General features: G+C 62.9%; 8 protein-coding genes and 2 pseudogenes. 2 read left to right on the forward strand and 8 right to left on the reverse strand.

Annotated features, from left to right (window positions below; translation table 11 throughout):
* The first annotated feature begins 3241 nt into the window (after positions 1-3241).
* A complete protein-coding gene (locus AC0KTA_RS41480; RefSeq protein ID WP_481057112.1) occupies positions 3242-3646 on the forward strand; it encodes a hypothetical protein in 405 nt (134 codons plus the stop codon).
* Positions 3647-4284: 638 nt separating this feature from the next.
* Here the strand turns inward: AC0KTA_RS41480 and AC0KTA_RS41485 are convergent.
* The gene (locus AC0KTA_RS41485; RefSeq protein WP_481057113.1) at positions 4285-5217 is read right to left on the reverse strand and encodes an ATP-binding protein; all 933 of its coding nucleotides are present in this window, start codon (positions 5215-5217) and stop codon (positions 4285-4287) included.
* A 213-nt stretch (positions 5218-5430) separates the two neighbouring features.
* Positions 5431-6156, reverse strand: a pseudogene (locus AC0KTA_RS41490) (transposase); the annotation flags it as partial.
* 1480 nt (positions 6157-7636) lie between these two features.
* Between AC0KTA_RS41490 and AC0KTA_RS41495 the strand changes: the two are divergent.
* Positions 7637-9010, forward strand: a complete 1374-nt coding sequence (locus AC0KTA_RS41495; RefSeq protein WP_481057114.1) for an NsdA family TPR-like regulatory protein — start codon at positions 7637-7639, stop codon at positions 9008-9010.
* 2240 nt (positions 9011-11250) lie between these two features.
* On the opposite strand, the gene AC0KTA_RS41500 is transcribed toward AC0KTA_RS41495, so the two are convergent.
* From AC0KTA_RS41500 to AC0KTA_RS41525, 6 genes and pseudogenes are all read right to left on the reverse strand, one after another.
* Positions 11251-12423: an RCC1-like domain-containing protein gene (locus AC0KTA_RS41500; RefSeq protein ID WP_481057115.1), complete on the reverse strand. Its 1173-nt coding sequence runs from the start codon at positions 12421-12423 to the stop codon at positions 11251-11253.
* Between the two features lie 321 nt (positions 12424-12744).
* Positions 12745-13914 carry an RCC1 domain-containing protein gene (locus AC0KTA_RS41505; protein ID WP_481057116.1) on the reverse strand — a complete coding sequence of 390 codons (1170 nt, stop codon included), beginning with the start codon at positions 13912-13914 and terminating at the stop codon, positions 12745-12747.
* A 726-nt stretch (positions 13915-14640) separates the two neighbouring features.
* Positions 14641-16641: an RNA-guided endonuclease TnpB family protein gene (locus AC0KTA_RS41510; RefSeq protein WP_481057117.1), complete on the reverse strand. Its 2001-nt coding sequence runs from the start codon at positions 16639-16641 to the stop codon at positions 14641-14643.
* A gap of 164 nt (positions 16642-16805) precedes the next feature.
* A complete protein-coding gene (locus AC0KTA_RS41515) occupies positions 16806-17063 on the reverse strand; it encodes a hypothetical protein (RefSeq protein ID WP_481057118.1) in 258 nt (85 codons plus the stop codon).
* A 246-nt stretch (positions 17064-17309) separates the two neighbouring features.
* Positions 17310-18112: pseudogene (locus AC0KTA_RS41520) on the reverse strand (YcaO-like family protein); the annotation flags it as partial.
* Between the two features lie 381 nt (positions 18113-18493).
* Positions 18494-19054, reverse strand: a complete 561-nt coding sequence (locus tag AC0KTA_RS41525; RefSeq protein ID WP_481057119.1) for a hypothetical protein — start codon at positions 19052-19054, stop codon at positions 18494-18496.
* Positions 19055-19338: the final 284 nt, after the last annotated feature.

The following is a 19338-nucleotide window of genomic DNA, read 5'->3' on the forward strand; positions in this document are numbered from 1 at the left end:
AGCGCAATGCCCGCTTCACCGCGGAACAGTGCACCGCCTGCCCGCTCAAGGCCTAGTGCACTACCGTCGCAGAGGTCCGGAGCGTCATCCAGCAACAGGATGCAGTCCACCGCCAAGCCGCCTCTTCTCCCATCTAGCAGGTCGACTACCGACGTTGGCTTCAAGTCATCGAGCGGTTCATTGCTCCCGAGCTAATCGACATTCGGCGTAATTATTATCTCCCTGTGTGGCCATGCCAATGTCATTTGCCCGCACTCAGTGAGGGCAGGCGGCGTTGGCGACAACACGGGCTCGCATACGCGTTCGTCAACGTGGCGCCTATCGGCAGGATTCTCCAGGGATTCAGCCTCGAGCAGTTGGACTATGCCCATCGACTGCCAGAGATGTGAGCCGTTCTCCCAGCTCAGGCGGCACCTGTATCTCACAGCCGGCTCGGTTCCTGGGCTGCCTTGCAAGACTCTCGCCCACTCGGAGTTTTCAGCCTCTATCTGGCAGGCGAGCGTCGTATAGTTTGCTGCGGTTAGCGGGCGAGGGTAGTGCGCTAGTCTCCTCGCGTGACGTCGGCAATGCCGGGAGGCGTGTTGACCGGTTACTTGCTGCGCCATTAACTTCGTGCAGCTGTGCGCGCCCCGAAAGGAAGAGCGAATGCCGAAGCAAACGCCAGTGCGAAATGACGGCACTGTTTCGCAGCGATGGGTATCTATGCGGTCTGGTGTAAGCACCGGAACTCTGAGGAACCTCACACGCATCGGTCTGCTTCCGGATGCAGTGCGGCTTCGGCCAGGGGACGTAATCATCGCGAGGGTCGCGTCAGCGCTTGGAGCCACTCGATCGACAAATCGTGACGTGCGAACCGGTCAGCGGACTGAAGTCGCGCTGCAGCGTGATCGCCGAGCCATCGCACTAGTCCGCGACGTGATCAGTCGTCAGGCAATTGGGTCGCGGACGCTACTGCTTGCAGGTACAGCAACCGCCTGGATCGTGTCCGAAGACCATGAGCTGCTGCGCCTGAAAGAACAGGCACGGGAAGCCCATGCCCCACTGACCATTTTGCCGATTGGCCAGTGGGGTCTTGAGCTGAGTGAGTTCGTGAGGGAGATCACGTCTACTGAGACTGCTGAAAGTGAGGCGATAGCAGCATAAGGAAAACCGGCACTCTCAGCCCTCTGCCGCAAACAGAGGATGAAAATGCCGGATGTTTCAGCAAACTGATATTCCCTCGCGTATCGCCATTAGAGAATATCAGCTCGCCTATCCTATTTCGCGTGAAGCCTCTCACCCTGTCTCGAAACGCGAGTAAGAGGATCAAGTCATTTGCCCTCGAGGCAACGCGAGGGTACGAGAAAACGACAGAGTCAACCCTGGGTGGGTGTCCGGCCGACTCCCACCGGACCTACTGCTGTGCCTTGAGTGGCCTGAGCACCGCTCCTCTATAGGCCCCCTTCCGTTGTTGCCTCACTCCGCGACCAACTGCAGCAGACCTTCTTCAACCGCCGAGCCGCGCTAGGAGATCACTGACAGGCCTTGACCGCTCCGCCCCCGCCAGAGGAATCGAGCGGTCAAGATCCACGAACCTTTCTGCAACTAGCCAGGAGTAAACCATATTCGCTACACCGAGGGCTGGCATTTCATTGCCTCAAGCCCCTCGCCAGTCGTACGCCAGTGTAACGGCAGGAATGGATCATCAAGTTCCTGCAGCTGCGGACGCAGCACACACTTTCGATGCGAGCAACACCCAACATGTACCCCGTCTCCCCGCGGACGGAACCCATAGACCTGAGGATCTCCGAAGGCGCTACCGCGTCGATCGACACCGAACCCAGCTGCGACTTGCTCGCGTTGTCGATCCTGACGGGCCGCGGTTGGCCGCCGATCCAGGGGAATGGCGACACGCATTCGAATCTCATGGCGCATTCAGCTCGCTGCGATCGGACTGGCGATGTGTGGTGGGTGCTGTGGTGCGCGCGATTGCGACCGTGTGTCACTTCGAGGCATGCGTCGTACGGTCGAGCCGGAAGGCCATGATGACCAAGGCATCCCTTCTAGCTGACCGACCCGTTTCCATGCACCAAGTAAAGCGAGCTGTACGGGCGTTGAGGGAGGCTGATCTTCTAATCACGTTACAGGAGGGGAGGGCGCCATCTCAACCGAATTCCACCGGAACGGTGCCACTGTATGCCCTGACCGTGCCGCAGCAAGTGGACGAGGAACTACCGGTACGAACCCCTCAGGGGCGAGGCCGTTCAGCGGAGGAACGATCAGCTGCTCGAGGGCGGGCTGTACGGCTTGCTCTAGGGCTCGCGGCAGGTGAGAGCCTCGCAACGATAACTCCACAGCATGACGGGTGCTATCCGGGGGAGTTGAACAACCGAGCTGGGGACGAATCTGCACCCCAAAACCTCGGTTTTACCGAGGTGGGTGGTTGTTCCCCCCTACCCCCCGATGGCTCGAACTCACCCCCGATCTCGTCGGCATCAGCATCGGCACCGTTGCGTACTTCGAGTGACGCTCGTTGGAGGCCCGTACGCCCTCGGCGCGGAACCATCAGCACGTCCAGACAGATCCGCTTCACGGCGCAGCTATTGGTGAACGATCTTGGACATCACCTGGTCCTCTCCCGTATCGCTCCAGGACGACTGGCTAAGCTCCTGGAACCTTTTGCATCGGCCAACTGGTCCGCTGCTGACGTCAGGTGGGCCCTAGAACAGCGACCCGACGGTTCACTCCACCGCTACGGAGACCGCGTTCGCCACCCTTGGTCCTGGGCGAAATGGCGGCTCAAGTGGTGGCTGAACGAAGCGGGCACTCCTGTCGCATCACGGTGGGAGCAGTTGGCCGGGCAATCCCGGAGCGGACGCCCTGACACTCCAAGAATCCGTGCCCAGCGCGCACTTGCCGGCGATAGAGAAAGCATGCGTGTTGCCCTACGGCCGAAGGCCGAACAGCATGTGGAGAGACCAGCGAATTCTACTCCTAATAGATTCTATTGTGCCGTACGTGCCAGGCTAACGGGGCAGTCTAGAAGCACCCAGCGTCTGTGAATTCGAAATCCGTAGGAGCCGGAAATCCACTCAGCAGCTGGAGCATGGTGAGTTCGATCATCTGTGGAGCTTCCAGGTCCGGCTCCTCCCGGAATCATGTCTCATTTAGCCTCGTTAATTCTTGGTATTCGCAGGTGAGGGTGGTGCTGGGAGCCGTCCTGATTCGCCCTGGCCCTCCAGGAACGGTGCGCTGTCTGGCTGTGAGTGACGATAGAGGGAGGTCCCTGCTCGAGGCCTTTCGCCGAGATCGTGATCCGCAACTCCTCGCGGAGCTAGCCAAGCGCAGGCTTCACAACAAGATTCCCGAGCCAACCGTGGCGGTGACGGGACAGTTCCGGGAGCACTACGCGTTCCTAGGCCGGTGGGATCTGGATCAGTACGACCAACTCACCGCTATGACCAGGCAACTGAATGAGTGGATCGAGGAGGTGATGGTCCTCCTTCGCCCTGCCTTTGACCTGCTCGACACCGTCTCTGGGATCAACTGGCACATCGCGGAAATGATCGTCGCGGGAAACCGGCAGAGACATGAGCCGATGGGCCGCTTGGACGCAGGCCGCGCGGGCGACTACCTCCGCGTCGACGGCATCGCCTCGTTCAGATAGTTGACCTCGGTTATCGGCATCCCGGCTGCCCTCAGAATCCGGATAAGGCCGGCCCCGTAACAACCGGTGCCTTCCACCCGGCCCGCGTGATACGGCCCATGCCCGCAAGTCCCGGTAGCCGTTGTCGGGAACGACCAGCTGCCCAGCGTCACCCCGAGAAGGCTCAGGACGACGACTACATGGCAGTCCTGTGCGTGGCGACATCAATGGCGATCTCCGTCTGATCGGACACCGTCGAGAGAGAAATCAGGGCTTGTCTCGCCACAGTCCCAGTCGACTGCACTCCGGGCAGAAGTGAGGTCAGATCTGTGACGATGCCGGAGCGAGGATCCTATGCGGACACGGCCCCCGCCCGGAGGCAATAGCACCATCCTCTGGCACGGCCAGGGGATCATACTCAAGGCATCCTCGGACAGGCCCCTATCGGAGCACGCTCGCCGGTCCGGCGCAGCATGCATCGCTGGAGTCCACAGGCCGAAAGTTCCTGAACAAAGCAGCCTGGGCCTGTTGTCCCACAGGTATTCCCATCGACGGAGGCTGAGGCCGGGGTCGGCAGGAGGAGGCTCTGAAGGTACGGTTCTGCTGAATGACGAAGTTCTTGTATGGGTGATCGCCATATAAGTTCGGGGACAGCAGTTTCACGTGGTGGGGAAGGACACGAAGATAGTTTTCCCCTGGCCGACATCTGCGGGCTTAACGCTGACAGTGCCGGAATATCGGGTAGCTAGTTCTGTAATAACTCGAAGGCCGGACCCCATGGCGTGTAGGGAAAGACTAGGAAAGCTCGGATGGGTGTCGGTTACAGCAACTGTGAGACATTCGGCGGTGAGAGTCAGTTTGATGCCAATGGTTGGAGAGTGATCAGCGGCATGGTTCACTGCATTCGCGACGAGTTCGCTTACGCTCAATAGAGTTGCGTCCGTGATCGGACTCTCGCAAGTGACCCCGAAAGAGACCAAGGCGAGGGCTGCCGTATAACGAACCAGCCTGACGGATTCTGGTACAGCTGGCACTACTTGGCTGTGCCATTGTTGGGATGCACACACGTTCATACGAGTTCCTCCAGAAGCTGCGGTGAGAGCGAGACTCGTCGGGAGTCTTTTGGGCTGCATTGATTCATCCGTGCGTCCTGACACCTCGCGCGAGGTGGTCCAAGTGGCGGACTGACAGCACCAGTTCAGCATAATTGAATCACAATAAGATAGGGCTGGTGGCGAGGCGGATCTGCGTCGGATGTTCGAGCAAGTGCGCCTGAATCGCTCCGAGTTTCGAGAGGCCCCGGGGTGTGTCCGTGACCTGGAGATCTTCCCCGTATCTGATGATGGCTGACTTCGTATCCGATGAGCAGAGAAATGGATCTTTCCGACATGGAGTCGTTGACGGCAGAACCCGTCGACCCGCCTGGCCTTAACGAGTCCGACACAGGGAGATTGAGCATCTCGGCCCGATGGCAGAGCGACATGCTGGATCGGATTGGCCGGAGACGGGATTGCGCAAAGGCTGGCCTTCCCCAACATCGCGAGATGTGGCTGCGGCCTGGTTGGAGCCAGCGGGTGCCTGATGAGTCCCATTCAGGGCACTGATCGTCCCGCGGCACCATTACGGTCGTCGCGGACTGAAGCACACGGCCAGGGCCAGGGCCCGCGTGTCGATCAGGAGATGCCGCTTGAGGCCCAATATCCTCATGCGTCGCACTCGTGTTCAGCCACCCCGCTCGGTGGCCTTGACGCTCTCGCTGTCCAACTCCCCTGAACTCGGGGTAGACGCCTAATGGGCGGTGAAGGGGCGGCAGCGAGTGGGGAGGAGAAGGCCGTCTGCTCGTCGAACAGCTTGTGGTGCTGGAGACAGTGATAGAGCCGGCCGAGAAGCTGGTTGAAGTTGAAGAGGTTGCGGTGCGCGTCCGCGTGCCAGTCTCCGTGTGCGTCGCGGCGCCGTGGGTGGTGCGCTCTGGCGGCCGGGGAGCCGTTGAGGGCGGCGAAGCGCTCATTCATTCCCATTAGGTAGCCGGCGTGGTTGAGGCGGTCGTTCTTCACGCGACGACGGGTGATGCTGGACTTCTTGCCGGAGGCCCTGGTGATGGGCGAGGAGCTCGCATACGCCTTCAGGCCGCAGGCGTCGACGAAGCGGGTATGGTCATCTCCGATCTCGGCCAGCACCCGGGCGCCGAGCTGGACGCCGAGACCCGGGAAACTCAAGAGCACGTCAGCGTCCGGGTACTGAGGGAAAGCCTCTTCCACCTGACAAGATCGCTCGGCAGCGGTGCAGGCGGCCTCCAACCGGACGAGGAGGGCGAGCATCTGTCGGCCGAGCGCGTCCTCGACGAGGAGTGGCTGGTGTGCGTTCTGGGCGTGGAAGTCCCCGCGCAGCCGCTCGGCGTCGGCGTCGATGCCCCGCTTGCGGCCTGCCCAGTTAAGCGCCGCGCTGATCTGCGTGCGGCTGAGCCGCGCGGCCCTGGCCGGGGTTGGCGCCACGCGAAGGAGTTCGCGGGCTTCGGGGCGGCACAGGCCGTTGGAACGCCTCACTAGCCGCGTTCGTGGCACCAGTGCACCCCACGGGCCTCGATCTGTACGGGAGCTCACGCGGCTCGGGTGCATTAAGAGGTCACCGTGCGATGGGCTCGTCCCACCAACACCAACGAGGGATCAAGCCGAGGGGTGTTGACTTGGTGTCGGCCGCGAAGGCGCCGGACACTGCCCGATCTACCGCGAGGCATCAAGGTCCGGCCGACAGCAGGCATCCGCCCGGCGCCCACGCCACCGCCGGACGGTGAGAGCCTCGTCCTGACGACTCTCAATCCGCCCCTGGCGCCGGTGATGGATAGACGCTCTGAATTATGGCGGGAAGCCGTGCGGGAGCAGCAGCCGTCAGGCATGGCCCGCCCGCAGCCACTAAGCCAGCGCGTTGACGAGTTCGCACCGAGGGCCTTGGGGCTGGTGGCCACCCGGCTTCGGCGGCGGCCCCAGCGGTTCGAGCACACTCCACTCGCCATCGGAAGGATCCGTCCCATCGGAAAGATCCGTCGGATCGTTGACGAGCCATCCCGCCTGCCCGAAGTCGCAAGAACTCTCAACTCTCCTGCTGTGAACGGAGCTTCTCAGCACCCACGAGCTGCTTGGCTTGGCAGGACCAAACATGAGGCTGCGGAAATCAGAGCGTATCCGGACATTCCAACGTGACGAACTCAGGCTGGAGCTGCCGGAGTCCAAAGGTCTGTTCGTGCTCAGCACAGTAATCCAGTAATCCGTGCGTCTACGCGTGTCCCTTGCGATGATGAAGACCTTCGCTTGCGCTCGGATGGAGAGAAAATCGCTCTGGACTTCGGCGCATGGGGTTGCGTTCTAAGCCGTCCCCAGAGTCTGGGGAATTCTTGCGTGTTTCAGTAAGTTCGCGCGTGATGCCTGGGAAGGCACGGCGAAAGCTCGTGTTAGGTAGGCCAAATTTGCGGGCGAGGGCCAGTGTGCTGGGGCGTCGGCCGGCGATGTGTGCCTGGCGCTGCATTTGACGGAGCGTTTCGCGCACCTGCTGCTCGGTAGGATATTTGGATTTTCTTGCCATGATGCCTCCAGAGGATGGAGCGGTTGTGGTCGAAGCCTGGACCCTTATCAATAAGCGAGTATCGAAAGCGAATATGTGCGCGCTAGATTCGGCACTTAAGGCGAATGAGTTGCGCAAAGAAGAGCGCCGACCGTGATCGGTTCCAGCGTAAGCGGGACAGGGGGAACTCCTGAGATAGTGAATTCTTTGACTTGATGGTCTTGCTTAATATTCGACGCACGAACATTTCTTCGAATTCGGGTTTCTCGCCGCTACGCGTATGCCGAGGAGTGGGGATAAAGGTCTGAACCTGCCGGACGAGGCTTCGAGGAGGGTGGCTCGCCCCTTCTGCCTCAACTTGATCGAAGGGTGAGTGAAGCCTCGTCTGCTTGTGTAGCCTCTGGGGTCGAGCGACTCGTTTAATCCGTTTAACTGATGTGGATTTGGGGTGCGTGCATGACAAATAGTTCGCTTCGCTGCGTCATTCGTGAGGCTGGCTGTACGTATGCGGAGTTGGCGAAAGAAGTCCGAACTGTGGCAGCCGAGAACGGCGATGCTCGGCTGCGAACCAATGCCTCGGCGGTGGCGCACTGGGTGGCGGGCAAGCGCCCGGCCAGTACCACAGCACGCTGGCTAGCTGAAGCTCTCTCGCGAAAACTAGGGCGCCCAGTCTCCCCTGGACAGCTCGGGCTGATCACGCTCGAAGATGTCCCTGATCCAGAATCAGGTCTCGGTGGAGACGCCGTGGACGCCCTTGTGCAGCTGGGGCGAGCTGACAGCGAACGCCGTACGTCGGTGACTTCCGCCCCCTATTCTGTCGCTGCATCTCGCGCGATCAGCCGTGCAGGGAACGGGGCTGTTGACCTCTCTCACAGTCGTGACTTGTCCACTCCAGGAGAAGTGGGAGAGGGCGAGATCCGCGCAGTCAAGGACCTGACTGGAACGTTTATCGCCATCGGTAAACAGCACGACGGCCAGTATGGTCGCGCCGCTGTTGTGCAATATCTGGTTTCGGAAGTAGCCCCCTTGTGCCGGGCAGGAGTCCTGGGCGAGGTGCAGAAGAGAAGGATGCTGTCGACAGCGGCTTGTGTGGCATCTCTGGCCGGCTGGAAGGCGTATGACGGCCGTGAGCAGGGGCTGGCCCAGCGGTACTACATGCTTGCGCTTGAGCTCACGAAAGAAGCAGGCGATGAGAGGCACGGAGGGTTCCTTCTCTCAGTACTAGCCAACCACGGCTTGGAACTGGGCTGTCCAAAGCACACCCTGGCATTGACTGACACTTCGCTGAGCCGGATGAAGGGTGTCGATGCTGCTACCGAGTCCATGATGGTCGCCACCCGTGCTCGTGCCCTCGCTATGGCCGGAATGCGTCGAGAGGCCATCGTCGAGGCAGCGAAAGCAGCGCAGCTGGCAGAGAAGGGTGATCATGCTGACATGCCTTACTGGGCGGCGCTCTGGGGGCCGGCTGCCCCTGGTGTCAACGGTCAGATCGCCAAGACCGCCGCATACCTCGGCAATTTCAGCGTGGCCGAACATCATTTTGCGCAAGTTGTCAGGTGCTGGCAAGGGGCTGCGTACCCGGCTGCTTTGGCCAGAGTAAATCTGGGTTCCATGCAATGGCGCCAAGGCAATATCGAGCAAGCATGCGATACTTGGGGTCAAGTGTTGCACTCGGTGAGTGCTGCCCCGTCGCCTCGCCTTGTCGACTGCGTGATCGGGATACGAAGCTCGCTGGGCCCCTTGAAGCGGCGTGGATCACGTGCAGCCTTGGAGCTCGACGAGCAAGCCGCGGCATGGCTGCAACGCCGGGGAAAATTGCCACAGACATGATCCTCACCCTGCACGCGCCAGAGGTCACTTCCGTATCGATGTGGTGAGCCGCCCGGCGTGGACGTCTTTGAGCTGTCGGTGCGCCACCTGTTCTGCGACAACTCGACGTTTGCCAGGCGACGTTCGCCGAGCAGATCGAGGGCCTGACTTTCTCCGGAAGGACCGGTCGGTGCTGCTGCGGCTGGTGAGGGCATTGCCCGACCCTGCACGACAATACCCCGGTCTCTAGCGTGGGCGATTTCGCGACCCGCAAGGGCCATATCTACGGAACACCGCTGCTCGAAGCAGAGACGTACGCTGCCCCACTGTCTCCGGTGGTGGGGCCACACGACTACCTGGGTACGAAGTGGAGGGGAGACGCGCGTCTTGCAGGCTGAAGGGGATTGGTCTGGCCTGCAAGACGCACGTGGCCACTCCTGCTATCGGGTAGTGGTCCTCGCCCTTGCGGTGGCCTCACTAGTGCTAGGGCGCCCCTCGGTTGGTGCCGGACCGGTAGGAGGGAGCGATACCGGCTACGTCACCACCGTGCGGAGGTTCTCGATCACAGGCGTAGGTAACTCATCCTATGCCTTGCCAGAGAGAACAAGTGCAGCAGGAAATGAGCATGTCGGTTGTCATTCCGTAACGGCGTTGAGTATTTGCACGTAAAGACGTTCAAATACTCCCTGACGAGGAAGAGGGTAGCATCGAATTATCTCTAAAGGGTTCGGTTGATCTATCCTCACGGACTCCAGTCCGAAGCTTACGCGAGGAACTGCAGGCCGTGAACCTACTGTGCTCCCATACGTCGTGTCATAGCATCGGCCCTCATCGCATGGCGCTGACTTGCTCTTGCTGCTTTCCCTGGGATTAAACGCTGCATCCTAATCGTACGTCAAGCCCGATCGGCGACGCGCGTACCGGTTGCCGTGACGGCTCATTTCTGTCGGTGCAACAGGTGATGTTATATTTTCTATGTCGACAACTATGACTCACCGAGTGTGGCTTTGTAGTCCTTGCGGATAAGCTCAGGGTGAGTGAATGTGCGGTAATCGGCGAGATAGCGGATGGGGTATGCGTACTGAATATGAGGTGGCTGCGCATGGTCGCGGCCGGCAGTATGCTGCCGACTGTGTCACCGAAATGAGTCTTTGCTGTATATCGTCATGGATTCCCCTTCTTTGTCATTAGGTACGTGGAACCGACGGCGAACGCCACTTGCAAGACAAGGCATTGATGGCCCCTGAAGGCGGGCGTGGTCGCCTGGGTGGGTGGTAGAAATCAGGTCCGTGATGCCTGTACTACGGACACCGACGGGCTGTGCGCGTGCCTTCCGTGGAAGTCCGGGCGTGCGGCCGTCCGTCGCTCATGTCACAAAAGGGCCTGGGCATGCATAAGAGGGCGCTGCGCGGATGGGTTCGCCAGGCAGAGGCAGACAAGGGCGATCGGCCTGATCTGCTCACCACCACCGAGCAGACCGAGCTTGCCCAACTCCGCAAGAAGACAGGATGAGTTGCGTCGGGCGAACGAGATCCTCAAAGCCGCCTCAGTGTTCTTCGCGAAGGAGCCCGACCAGACCCGCACGAAGCTCAAGCGGTGTTCCACCACCTCCGCGACGGCTTCCGGGTCAAGCCCGTGTGCCGGGAACTCGGCCTGTCGATCTCGGCTTCAACGCCCGCCGCAGGCGCCCGAAGCCCACCCGGCGAACAGCACGACGAACCCCTCATCGAGCACATCCGCCGGATCCATGACACATCCGGCCAGACCCATCGAGCCCGGCGCACCCACCGCCAGCAGCCGGGCGCGAGGCCAACACCACGGCCCGCCACACCATCGAACGCCTCATATGCGAAGACGGCCGGCAAGGCGTGATCCGCGGACAACGGCGCCGCACCACGATCCCCGAGCCGCCCGCCCAGGCCACCCAATCTGGACAACCAGCACTTCACCGCAAGCCTGGAAGGCCACTGGTGAGCCCCAGAAATTAGTTCAGAGAAGGCGTGCTGTTGATCCTGTGGACGACGATCACCTTCATGGCCCGACGTCCCATTGGCGGCAGGCGCAAGCCCGGCCGCAGCGGGCGCCAGCCGTGTCGCCGAGGGAATGACGCGCCGCATGACCAGGGCGCGTACATTGCGCTGTCTCCGGGCTGCAAGGACCACGCCCCCGACCAGGGAACACATGCTCAGCGCACGAAGGCCGTGGGATATAACGGCGCTGCATCGTCGTCGGGTGCAGCGCCGTTATGTCCCGTGCGCTGGTCAGCCTGCGAGGCTGAAGTCGGCGCCGGCGGCGATGCGCGAGATGCTGCGGAGCCCCTTCACAGGGGTGGTGACCGTCGGGCGGTTGGTGGTGGTGCCATCACCGAGCTGGCCGTTGTTGTTGGAGCCGAAGGTGCAGACGCGGCCGTCGTGGCTCAGGAGCATGGAGTGGTTGGTACCGGCGCTGATAGCGCGCACATTGGATACCCCGGTCAGGGCGATGGGTGTCCCGCGGGTGGTGGCGGTGCCATCGCCAAGCTGACCGTAGGCGTTGTAGCCCCAGGTCTTGACGGTGCCGTCGGCCAGCAACGCCAGGCTGTGGTTGCGGCCTGCGGAGATGTTGTGCACGTTGGTCAGGCCGGGGACGGTGACTGGACTGGTGCGGTTGGTGGTGGTGCCGTCGCCGAGCTCGGAGTGGGCGTTGTAGCCCCAGGCCTTGACGGTGCCGTCGGACAGCACCGCCAGGCTGTGGTTGCTGCCTCCGGCGACGCCCCGGACGTTGGTCAGGCCGGGGACGGTGACCGGAGTGGTGCGGTTGGTGGTGGTGCCGTCGCCGAGCTCGGAGTGGGCGTTGTAGCCCCAGGCCTTGACGGTGCCGTCGGACAGCACCGCCAGGCTGTGGTTGCTGCCTGCTGCGATGGCCTCGACTTCGGTCAGACCGGAGACGGTGACCGGAGTGCTGCGGTTGGTGATGGTGTTGTCGCCGAGCTGGCCGTAGCTGTTGAGGCCCCAGGCCTTGACGGTGCCGTCGGACAGCAAAGCCAGGTTGTGCTCGCCGCCCACCGCGATGGCTACCACATCGCTCAGGCCGGTCACGGTGCTGGGGATGGCTGTGGAAGTGTTGGTGCCGTTACCGAGCTGACCGTTGACGTTGTAGCCAAAGCTTTCCACGGTGCCGTTGGAGAGCAGTGCCAGGCTGTGGCCGCCGGCGGAACTGGCAGCGAGGGCGGAGACGTCTGCGCCGGTCAGTCCGGGCACCGTGGCAGGTGTCAGCCTGTTGTGGTCCTCGGCGTCGCCGAGCTGCGAGTGGTAGTTGCTGCCCCATCCTTTGATGCGGCCCTCCTGGGCGGTGGCGGTGGGAGCGGAAAGCCCCCACGCCAGTAACGACAGCAATGCCAAGAGCCCGGCCAGCAGGGATACCTTCGGCCGTCGGCCCTTCGTTAACAAGTGCATGAGTTACCTCACGGTCCATGGGGCGCGAGGGCTCGAAGAGTAGGCCCAGTTCGCCCAGCGTGATCATCCTTGAACGATTAGTAACAGCACCTGTCCGGTCAGGCACGGATGACGCGCGGGGCGAGCTGGTGACCGTTGTCCTCCACACTCGAAGCCATCGACAGCCTGAGTGGGACACCACGCCGTCGTGATGCGGGGGGCGTGTTGGCGTACACCCCAACTCTGGCTGTACAGGGAACACATGCTTAGCGCACGAAGGCCATGGGACATAACGGCGCTGCATCGTCGTCGGATGCAGCGCCGTTATGTCCCGTGTGCTGGTCAGGCTGCGAGGCTGAAGTCGAAGCCGGCAGCGATGCGCGAGATGCTGCCGAGCCCCTCCACCGGGGTGGTGACCGTCGAGCGGCTAGTGGTGGTGCCATCACCGAGCTGACCGCTGCTGTTGTAGCCGACGGTACTGACGTTGCCGTCGCGGGTCAGGAACATGGAGTGGTTGCCACCACCGCTGATAGCGCGCACGTCGGACATCCCGCTGACGGTGACTGGAGTGGTGCGGGTGGTGGTGGTGCCGTCGCCGAGCTGACCGTAGGCGTTGTAGCCCCAGGTCTTGACGCCGTTGGCCAGCCGGGCCAGATTGTGGTTGCGGCCTGCGGAGATTTCACGCACGTTGGTCAGGCCGGTGACGGTGACCGGAGTGGTGCGATTGGTGGTCGTGCCGTCGCCGAGCTCGCCGTTGCCGTTGTAGCCCCAGGCCTTGACGGTGCCGTCGGACAGCCGGGCCAAGCTGTGGTTGACGCCTCCGGCGACTCCCCGGACGTTGGTCAGGCCGGTGACAGTGACCGGAGCGGTGCGGCTGGTGACGGTGTTGTCGCCGAGCTGGCCGTAGTAGTTGTAGCCCCAGGCCTTGACAGTGCCGTCGGACAGCACCGCCAGGCTGTGGTTGACGCCCGCCGCGATGGCCACGACGTCGGTCAGACCGGTGACGGTGACCGGAGTGGTGCGGGTGGTGGTGGTGCCGTCGCCGAGCTCGCCCTCGGCGTTGTGGCCCCAGGCCTTGACGGTGCCGTCAGACAGCAACGCCAGGCTGTGGGCGCCGCCCGCCGCGATGGCCCGCACACCGCGCAGGCCGGTCACGGCGCCGGGGACGGCTTGAACGGCGGTGGTGCCGTTACCGAGCTGGCCGTAGTTGTTGAAGCCCCAGCTTTCCACGGTGCCGTTGGAGAGCAGTGCCAGGCCGTGGCCGCCGTCGAGACTGGCAGCGAGGGCGGAGACCTTTGCGCCGGTGAGTCCGGCCACCGTGGCAGGTGTCAGCCTGCCGCCGCCCTGGGTGTCGCCGAGCTGCAGGTGGTAGTTGCTGCCCCATCCTTTGATGCGGCCCTCCTGGGCGGTGGCGGTGGGAGCGGAAAGCCCCCACGCCAGTAACGACAGCAATGCCAAGAGCCCGGCCAGCAGGGATACCTTGGGGCCTCGGCCGTTCGCAAGCAGGTGCATGAGTTACCTCACGGTCCATGGGGCGCGAGGGCTCGAAGAGTAGGCCCAGTTCGCCCAGCGTGATCATCCTTGAACGATTAGTAACAGCACCTGTCCGGTCAGGCACGGATGACGCGCGGGGCGAGCTGGTGACCGTTGTCCTCCACACTCGAAGCCATCGACAGCCTGAGTGGGACACCACGCCGTCGTGATGCGGGGTGCACACGGTCGCGTGTGAACCCACGTATAAAAAACCATCAATAGGGCGTCCCAGGCGTGCGGAAAACCAACACTCCGGCAGGCAGGGGGAATTCCCATGCGTCGGATCGTCCCGCGCGCGGGAGACCAACTTGCCCTGCATGGAGTTCTCGGCGCACTGCTGGGATCGTCCCGCGGGTGTGGGGAACCACCGCGGCAGGCGTGAGCTTGCCAGTGCGCTTCCAGGACCGTCCCGCGGGTGCGGGGAACGAACACCCACCACGCCTGTGCACTTGTTCTGCACCAGGATCGTCCCGCGGGTGCGGGGAACCGACTGCGGCCGGGTGCCCCCGACGGTCACTACTACATAGGGCGTCCCGCGTGCGCGGGGAACCAACGTGCCGGTGAGACCCTTGCTCCAAATGCGAATGGATCGTCCCGACGAGCGCAGGGAACTAATCCGGCGTGGAGTGGGTTCGTGCACACGCTTGTCTGTTAGCACTCTATGGAGTTAGGGGTGTAGCAGGTGGGGTGCGGGACGCCAGCGGATTACCCGCTGGAGGGCCTCCGGTCAGATTCCTGGCCGGGGTCTTCTCGCTTCAACGCCCTATGCCCGACTTCCCGTAGGCCGTCAAGACTTACAAGAGCTCCACGAGCGTTTTGAGTGTCCCCCCTACCGGAGGCCACTACCGCGATCTGCTCTTTCGCCAGCCTGCGGATCGCAGCGGCGCTGTTGTGCGCACGGTCAGCGGCATGACCACACGCGGAGCAGTTGAAACGCGCGTGAAGAGGCGCAGAGCTTGGGTTTCGCTCTCCGCACTTTCCACACGTCCGGTTCGGCGCCGATCCCTTGTCGAGAACGACGAGTTCACAGCCGTACCAGAAACTCTTATAAGTGAGCTGGCGGCGCAGTTCACCGAGTGCCGAGTCCAGCAGGTGACGGTTGAAGGCCGATTTTACCTTCACGTTCTTGCCGGGCTGTTCCAGCGTGCCCTTGGCGGACGCGGTCAGCTTGACCAGGTCCAAATCCTCGATCGCGACATGCGTGAAGCCGATCGCAAGGCGCTTGGAGACGTCGTGCAGTGCTGTCGCGCGGCGCAGCGCCACCTGGTGGTGGAGGCGGGCGACGCGGCGGGCGGCTTTCGCCCGTCGGCGGGAGGGATTCGCCTTGCGCGACAGGTTCCGTTGAGCGCGTGCGAGCTTGTCCAACGACGCGTTGAGGCTCTTGGGTGCGGCCACGGTCATGGATTGGGGGTCGGACTGGTCAAGGCGCGCAGTGAGCGTGGCCAGTTTCTTCGAGCCCAGGTCCGCACCGATGAGTCCGCCCACTCGCTGGGTGGGCGTGTGCTTCCCGATGCGCTGAACCCGGCCGCCGTGGGCCTGGGCGACTTTCCACGCCCCTGCGCGTTCGGCAGTAGTGGCGGACTTCCTGGGCGAGCACGCTCCCAGGCCCTGGGTAAGTGTGGTGACTTTCGTGACGCCCTTGTCATCGCCGCGTTTGCGCAGCTGCTCCGCCTGCCGGGACAATGTGTCTTTCGCGCAGGTGGCGGCGGCCTCGATCGCTTCGGTGTGAGTGAGGTACAGGACGCTGGTGCCATCGGGGGCGGTGTGTTCCCACGCTACGGGGACGTCTTGCTGGATACGGCACACCACGGAGGCGTACCAGCGGTCGGCGGCGCGGGTGACCGTCACCGACGAGATTACCGCGCGCTTGTTCTTGAGGAGCTTGACCAGGGGGCGGGCGTCGTTCCAGATTCGTACGCGGCCGATCCGGGGGAGCTGAAGGTAGTGATAGGCGCCGGTGCCCTTGTGCTGCTCCACACGGATCGTGGGGTTCTTCAGGTCATGGCACAGCCGGAAACTCTCAACCGACCTGCCCTTCTTCTTGAACCGAGGGAAACCAACGGCGCGCCCGGAACGCGAGCCGGACAGCGAATTGGTCCAGTTCTTCCACGCCCGTTCAGCACGCCCGAACCCGCCAGAGAAGGCGTAGCTGCTGACCTGGTCGTACCAGATACCTTCCTCGCCCCGGCAGACCTCGTCACGCTCGCTGCGCCACAACGCGTCGATATCCATGCCGGAAGGGAAAGCATCCCCGCAAGCGAACTGGCCGGCCTTCGCGGCATTGCACGTCCGGCGCGCCTCGGCAAGGAGCACCTTGTGCTCCTCACTGCCCGGCGTGATTTCGTGGCGCCGCCGTTCCAGCCGGCCAAGGGTTTGAGGGCATGCGTTCTTCGGTTCACGGACCGGCTGGGGATCCCTGCGCGTCCAGGACACGAGGACCTTGCGGTGGTACTCCCACGCTGCGGCCTCACGCCCCCTCTCAGCAGCCTCGGCCCTGATCTGCTTCGTCGCATCCGTTTTGGCAAGGCCCGCATCGACCAGGGCGTTGCGGCGCTGCGCCCACGCACGGTAGGAGTCGACCTTCTTCGCCAGCGCATAGTTATAGGCCCACCGCGCCGCCCCCGCATGACGCGCGAACTCCTCATGGAGCCGGGGACCGACATCGAGAGCGAAACGGAACCCTCTGGTCAACTCAACTACAGGCATCCCGACTTCACCCCAAACACAGTGTGCCGAACTAGCTACGCCCCGTAGCCTGCCACAATACAGTTCATGATCACGCACCGGATCATCAACCCACAAACACCAAATACGCGGCCAAACGAACACAAGCAACACCCCAAGCGAGGCGCTGATCACCTGGGCCGCGATCACCCTGATGCCCCGTTCCGCCCTCCGAGCCCCGACTTCCGCAGCCGGTCCCGTATCCACGTCATCCCGCCCTCGATCTGCGACGCGGTCAGCCCCGTCACCCGCTCCAGATCCTGCGGGCTGAGCCCGCTGGGATGCGCCCACACCGCACGGGCCAGTCTGTCCGCCCAGGATTCCTCGTCCCGGAACGGCCGTTCGCCGGAACCGCTGCTGGAGTCGTCCAGGCACTCGGCGCCGACCTTAGCCAGCGGGAACATGTGAATCCCGATCCCCGGCCGCAAGATCACACCGGCGAGTGAAGATCACCTGACTGTTCCTGGTCAGGAACGGCATCTTTGGGAAGAAGTCGCAGGTGAAGGCACCTTCTCAGAGCGCTATGTATTTTGCCCAAGAAGCGGACGAGCGTGCCGAGGCGGTAGGAAACCCTTCCGCGGATGGCGGTCCCTACCTATTCCTGGAATCAACATGCTGACATTGCAGGTGAGTTGCAGGTTGAGGGTGAGTCAGATCAGAGGGTGAGGGAAGCGATCCCATGTGGTCCCACCCGCCGGGGCCTGGGAAGCAGGCGATGTCAGGCGTGAGACAGCCCAGTTGAAGTCGTGCTCCTCGTTCATGCGCAACGCTTGGTAGCCAGGGGCGACGACTTTGGCGGCCGCCCAGCCGAGGTTCTGAATCGGGTGTGGGAGACGGGACGTGAGATCGATCGCGATCGGATTCGCACCGTGCGCGGCCAGCAGCTCGACGATGCGATCGGTGGAGAGGTCGCAAACCGGCGGCAGAGTCTGGTCCCGGCTGGTGAACGTGCTGACCCAGCAGCGGAGTTTGCGTACGGCTTCGGGAGTGGTCCATGCCTGGGCGCGGTCGAGGTCGCCGCGGACAGGGATGGGCAAGGGCACGTCGCCGTACTGTTCGCGGATGCCGATGAGCAGGGTGCGGACCTGCAGGGCCTCCTGTAGGGCGCCCAGCAAGCTGCGGCCGGGATCGGGGGCGAGGTTGCAGCCGACGGCGCCGACGCCGTGTTCGTGTCGATGACGATGCCGATGACACAGGGCATGTCCGGTACATCGGTGTCGATGGTGGCCAGCACCGGTGTCAGCCCGTGTTCGAGGGCGGTCGCGTGGAGGGAGGCGAGGTCGCGCCAGGCCAGGCCCGGGCGGCTGGCGGCGAGAAGAGCGGGAACGTCCACGCGCTGTAGCGGCTTTTGCGTGGCCCAGGCCACGCACACCGCGTCCCGTTCGATGATCTCCAGCAGTGCGTTGCGCACCGCGTGGTCGAAGCCGTGGCCGGAGGCCGCCCCAGAGGGCGAGGGGTCGAAGAGTGCAGCGGCTGCGGCGTCGGCGGCTGGGTAGTCGACGAGCGGGGGCGGGCAGAAGGACCGGGGCTCCGTTGGTCATGTAGGTCCCTTGGTGCCAGTCGAGTTCACTTTCTGCGGCGACCGGGTGCCCGAGACCGGCGGCCACGAAGTCCAGGGAAGGACGTGACGCGGAGGACAGTGTCCCTGTGCGGGCCGGGGGAAGCAGATGTTTGTTCCTGAAGAGCGCATAGCGTTCCACTGCCTCACCGGCTGCCCTGATCATCGTGTCCGAGCGCGTGATGCCGCAGGCGCCGATTGGGCTCCGGTCATCATGCGTGGGACGGGACGGTGAGTGCCTGCCGGAGCAGGTCGTGAAGGTCCTGCCGGGAGAGGCTAGCCAGTCTTGGCAGCCCGGCTCGTCGCTCTGCCGTGATCGTAATCATGCCGAATTTCTTGCGCCGCTGAGCTGCTGATCTTGTGGAAGATGATGCTCGTCTCCGTCCCGCCGGCCGTGGTGAGGGTCTCCTCAATCTGGTTGGGCTCGGTCAGGTGGTACCGGGCGCGCACGTTGACGGGGGTGACGGTGTTGTCTTCGTTGAAGCAGCTGATGAGGAAATTGTCAGTGGCCACCGTGGAGCCTGCGACTAAGCCATCGGTGAAGGTAAAAACGGCGCGGTCGGGACGGTCGGGGTTATTACACAACGTTACGACAGTGTCGCGCCCTGTCATCGAGATCGTGTCGTCGGCATTGCGGGTGAAGTCTCGTCGTGAGTCGCCACCGTCGCGGGGATCCACGCCTGCCCAGTAGCCGACCCAGTCCTGAGGGTTGGGTTTCGATTTCGCTGCGGCCAGTGTCGATGCTGGCGAGTCACTAGCGCTTGCCAACGCTGGGCTAACCGGCGCAAGCCCCAGCGTGCCGGCCAATCCTGCCGCAATGATGCACAGTCGTCGCATGATGGAACCTTTCGCTCTCACATTTATGTGCGATGGAGCGTAGCGACCGAGGTCCAGTGGTTCGGGATGACCCGCCAGGGCGGTATGACGTTTGATTCCTTTGGCTGTCAACAGACATCCCGATTTCTGTCTGTGGTCACGACGGCATCGATGCCTCCGATGGTTGAGCCGTGCTTATCAAGTTGCTTGTTTGATCGTGTGAGTTGGTGTGTTCCAGAAGGTTGGCGGTGGGTCAGGCTGCCGGTGCCATGGAGTAATTGGGAGATCCGGCTGAAACAGAAGGA

The organism is Streptomyces sp. Y309, from assembly GCF_056712025.1.

Excerpts from the sequence above, each read along its gene's own strand:
- AC0KTA_RS41485 (WP_481057113.1), bottom strand. The coding sequence starts at position 5,217 with ATGGGACTCATCAGGCACCCGCTGGCTCCAACCAGGCCGCAGCCACAT.
- AC0KTA_RS41495 (WP_481057114.1), top strand. The coding sequence starts at position 7,637 with ATGACAAATAGTTCGCTTCGCTGCGTCATTCGTGAGGCTGGCTGTACG.
- AC0KTA_RS41500 (WP_481057115.1), bottom strand. The coding sequence starts at position 12,423 with ATGCACTTGTTAACGAAGGGCCGACGGCCGAAGGTATCCCTGCTGGCC.
- AC0KTA_RS41505 (WP_481057116.1), bottom strand. The coding sequence starts at position 13,914 with ATGCACCTGCTTGCGAACGGCCGAGGCCCCAAGGTATCCCTGCTGGCC.
- AC0KTA_RS41510 (WP_481057117.1), bottom strand. The coding sequence starts at position 16,641 with ATGCCTGTAGTTGAGTTGACCAGAGGGTTCCGTTTCGCTCTCGATGTC.
- AC0KTA_RS41515 (WP_481057118.1), bottom strand. The coding sequence starts at position 17,063 with ATGTTCCCGCTGGCTAAGGTCGGCGCCGAGTGCCTGGACGACTCCAGC.
- AC0KTA_RS41525 (WP_481057119.1), bottom strand. The coding sequence starts at position 19,054 with ATGCGACGACTGTGCATCATTGCGGCAGGATTGGCCGGCACGCTGGGG.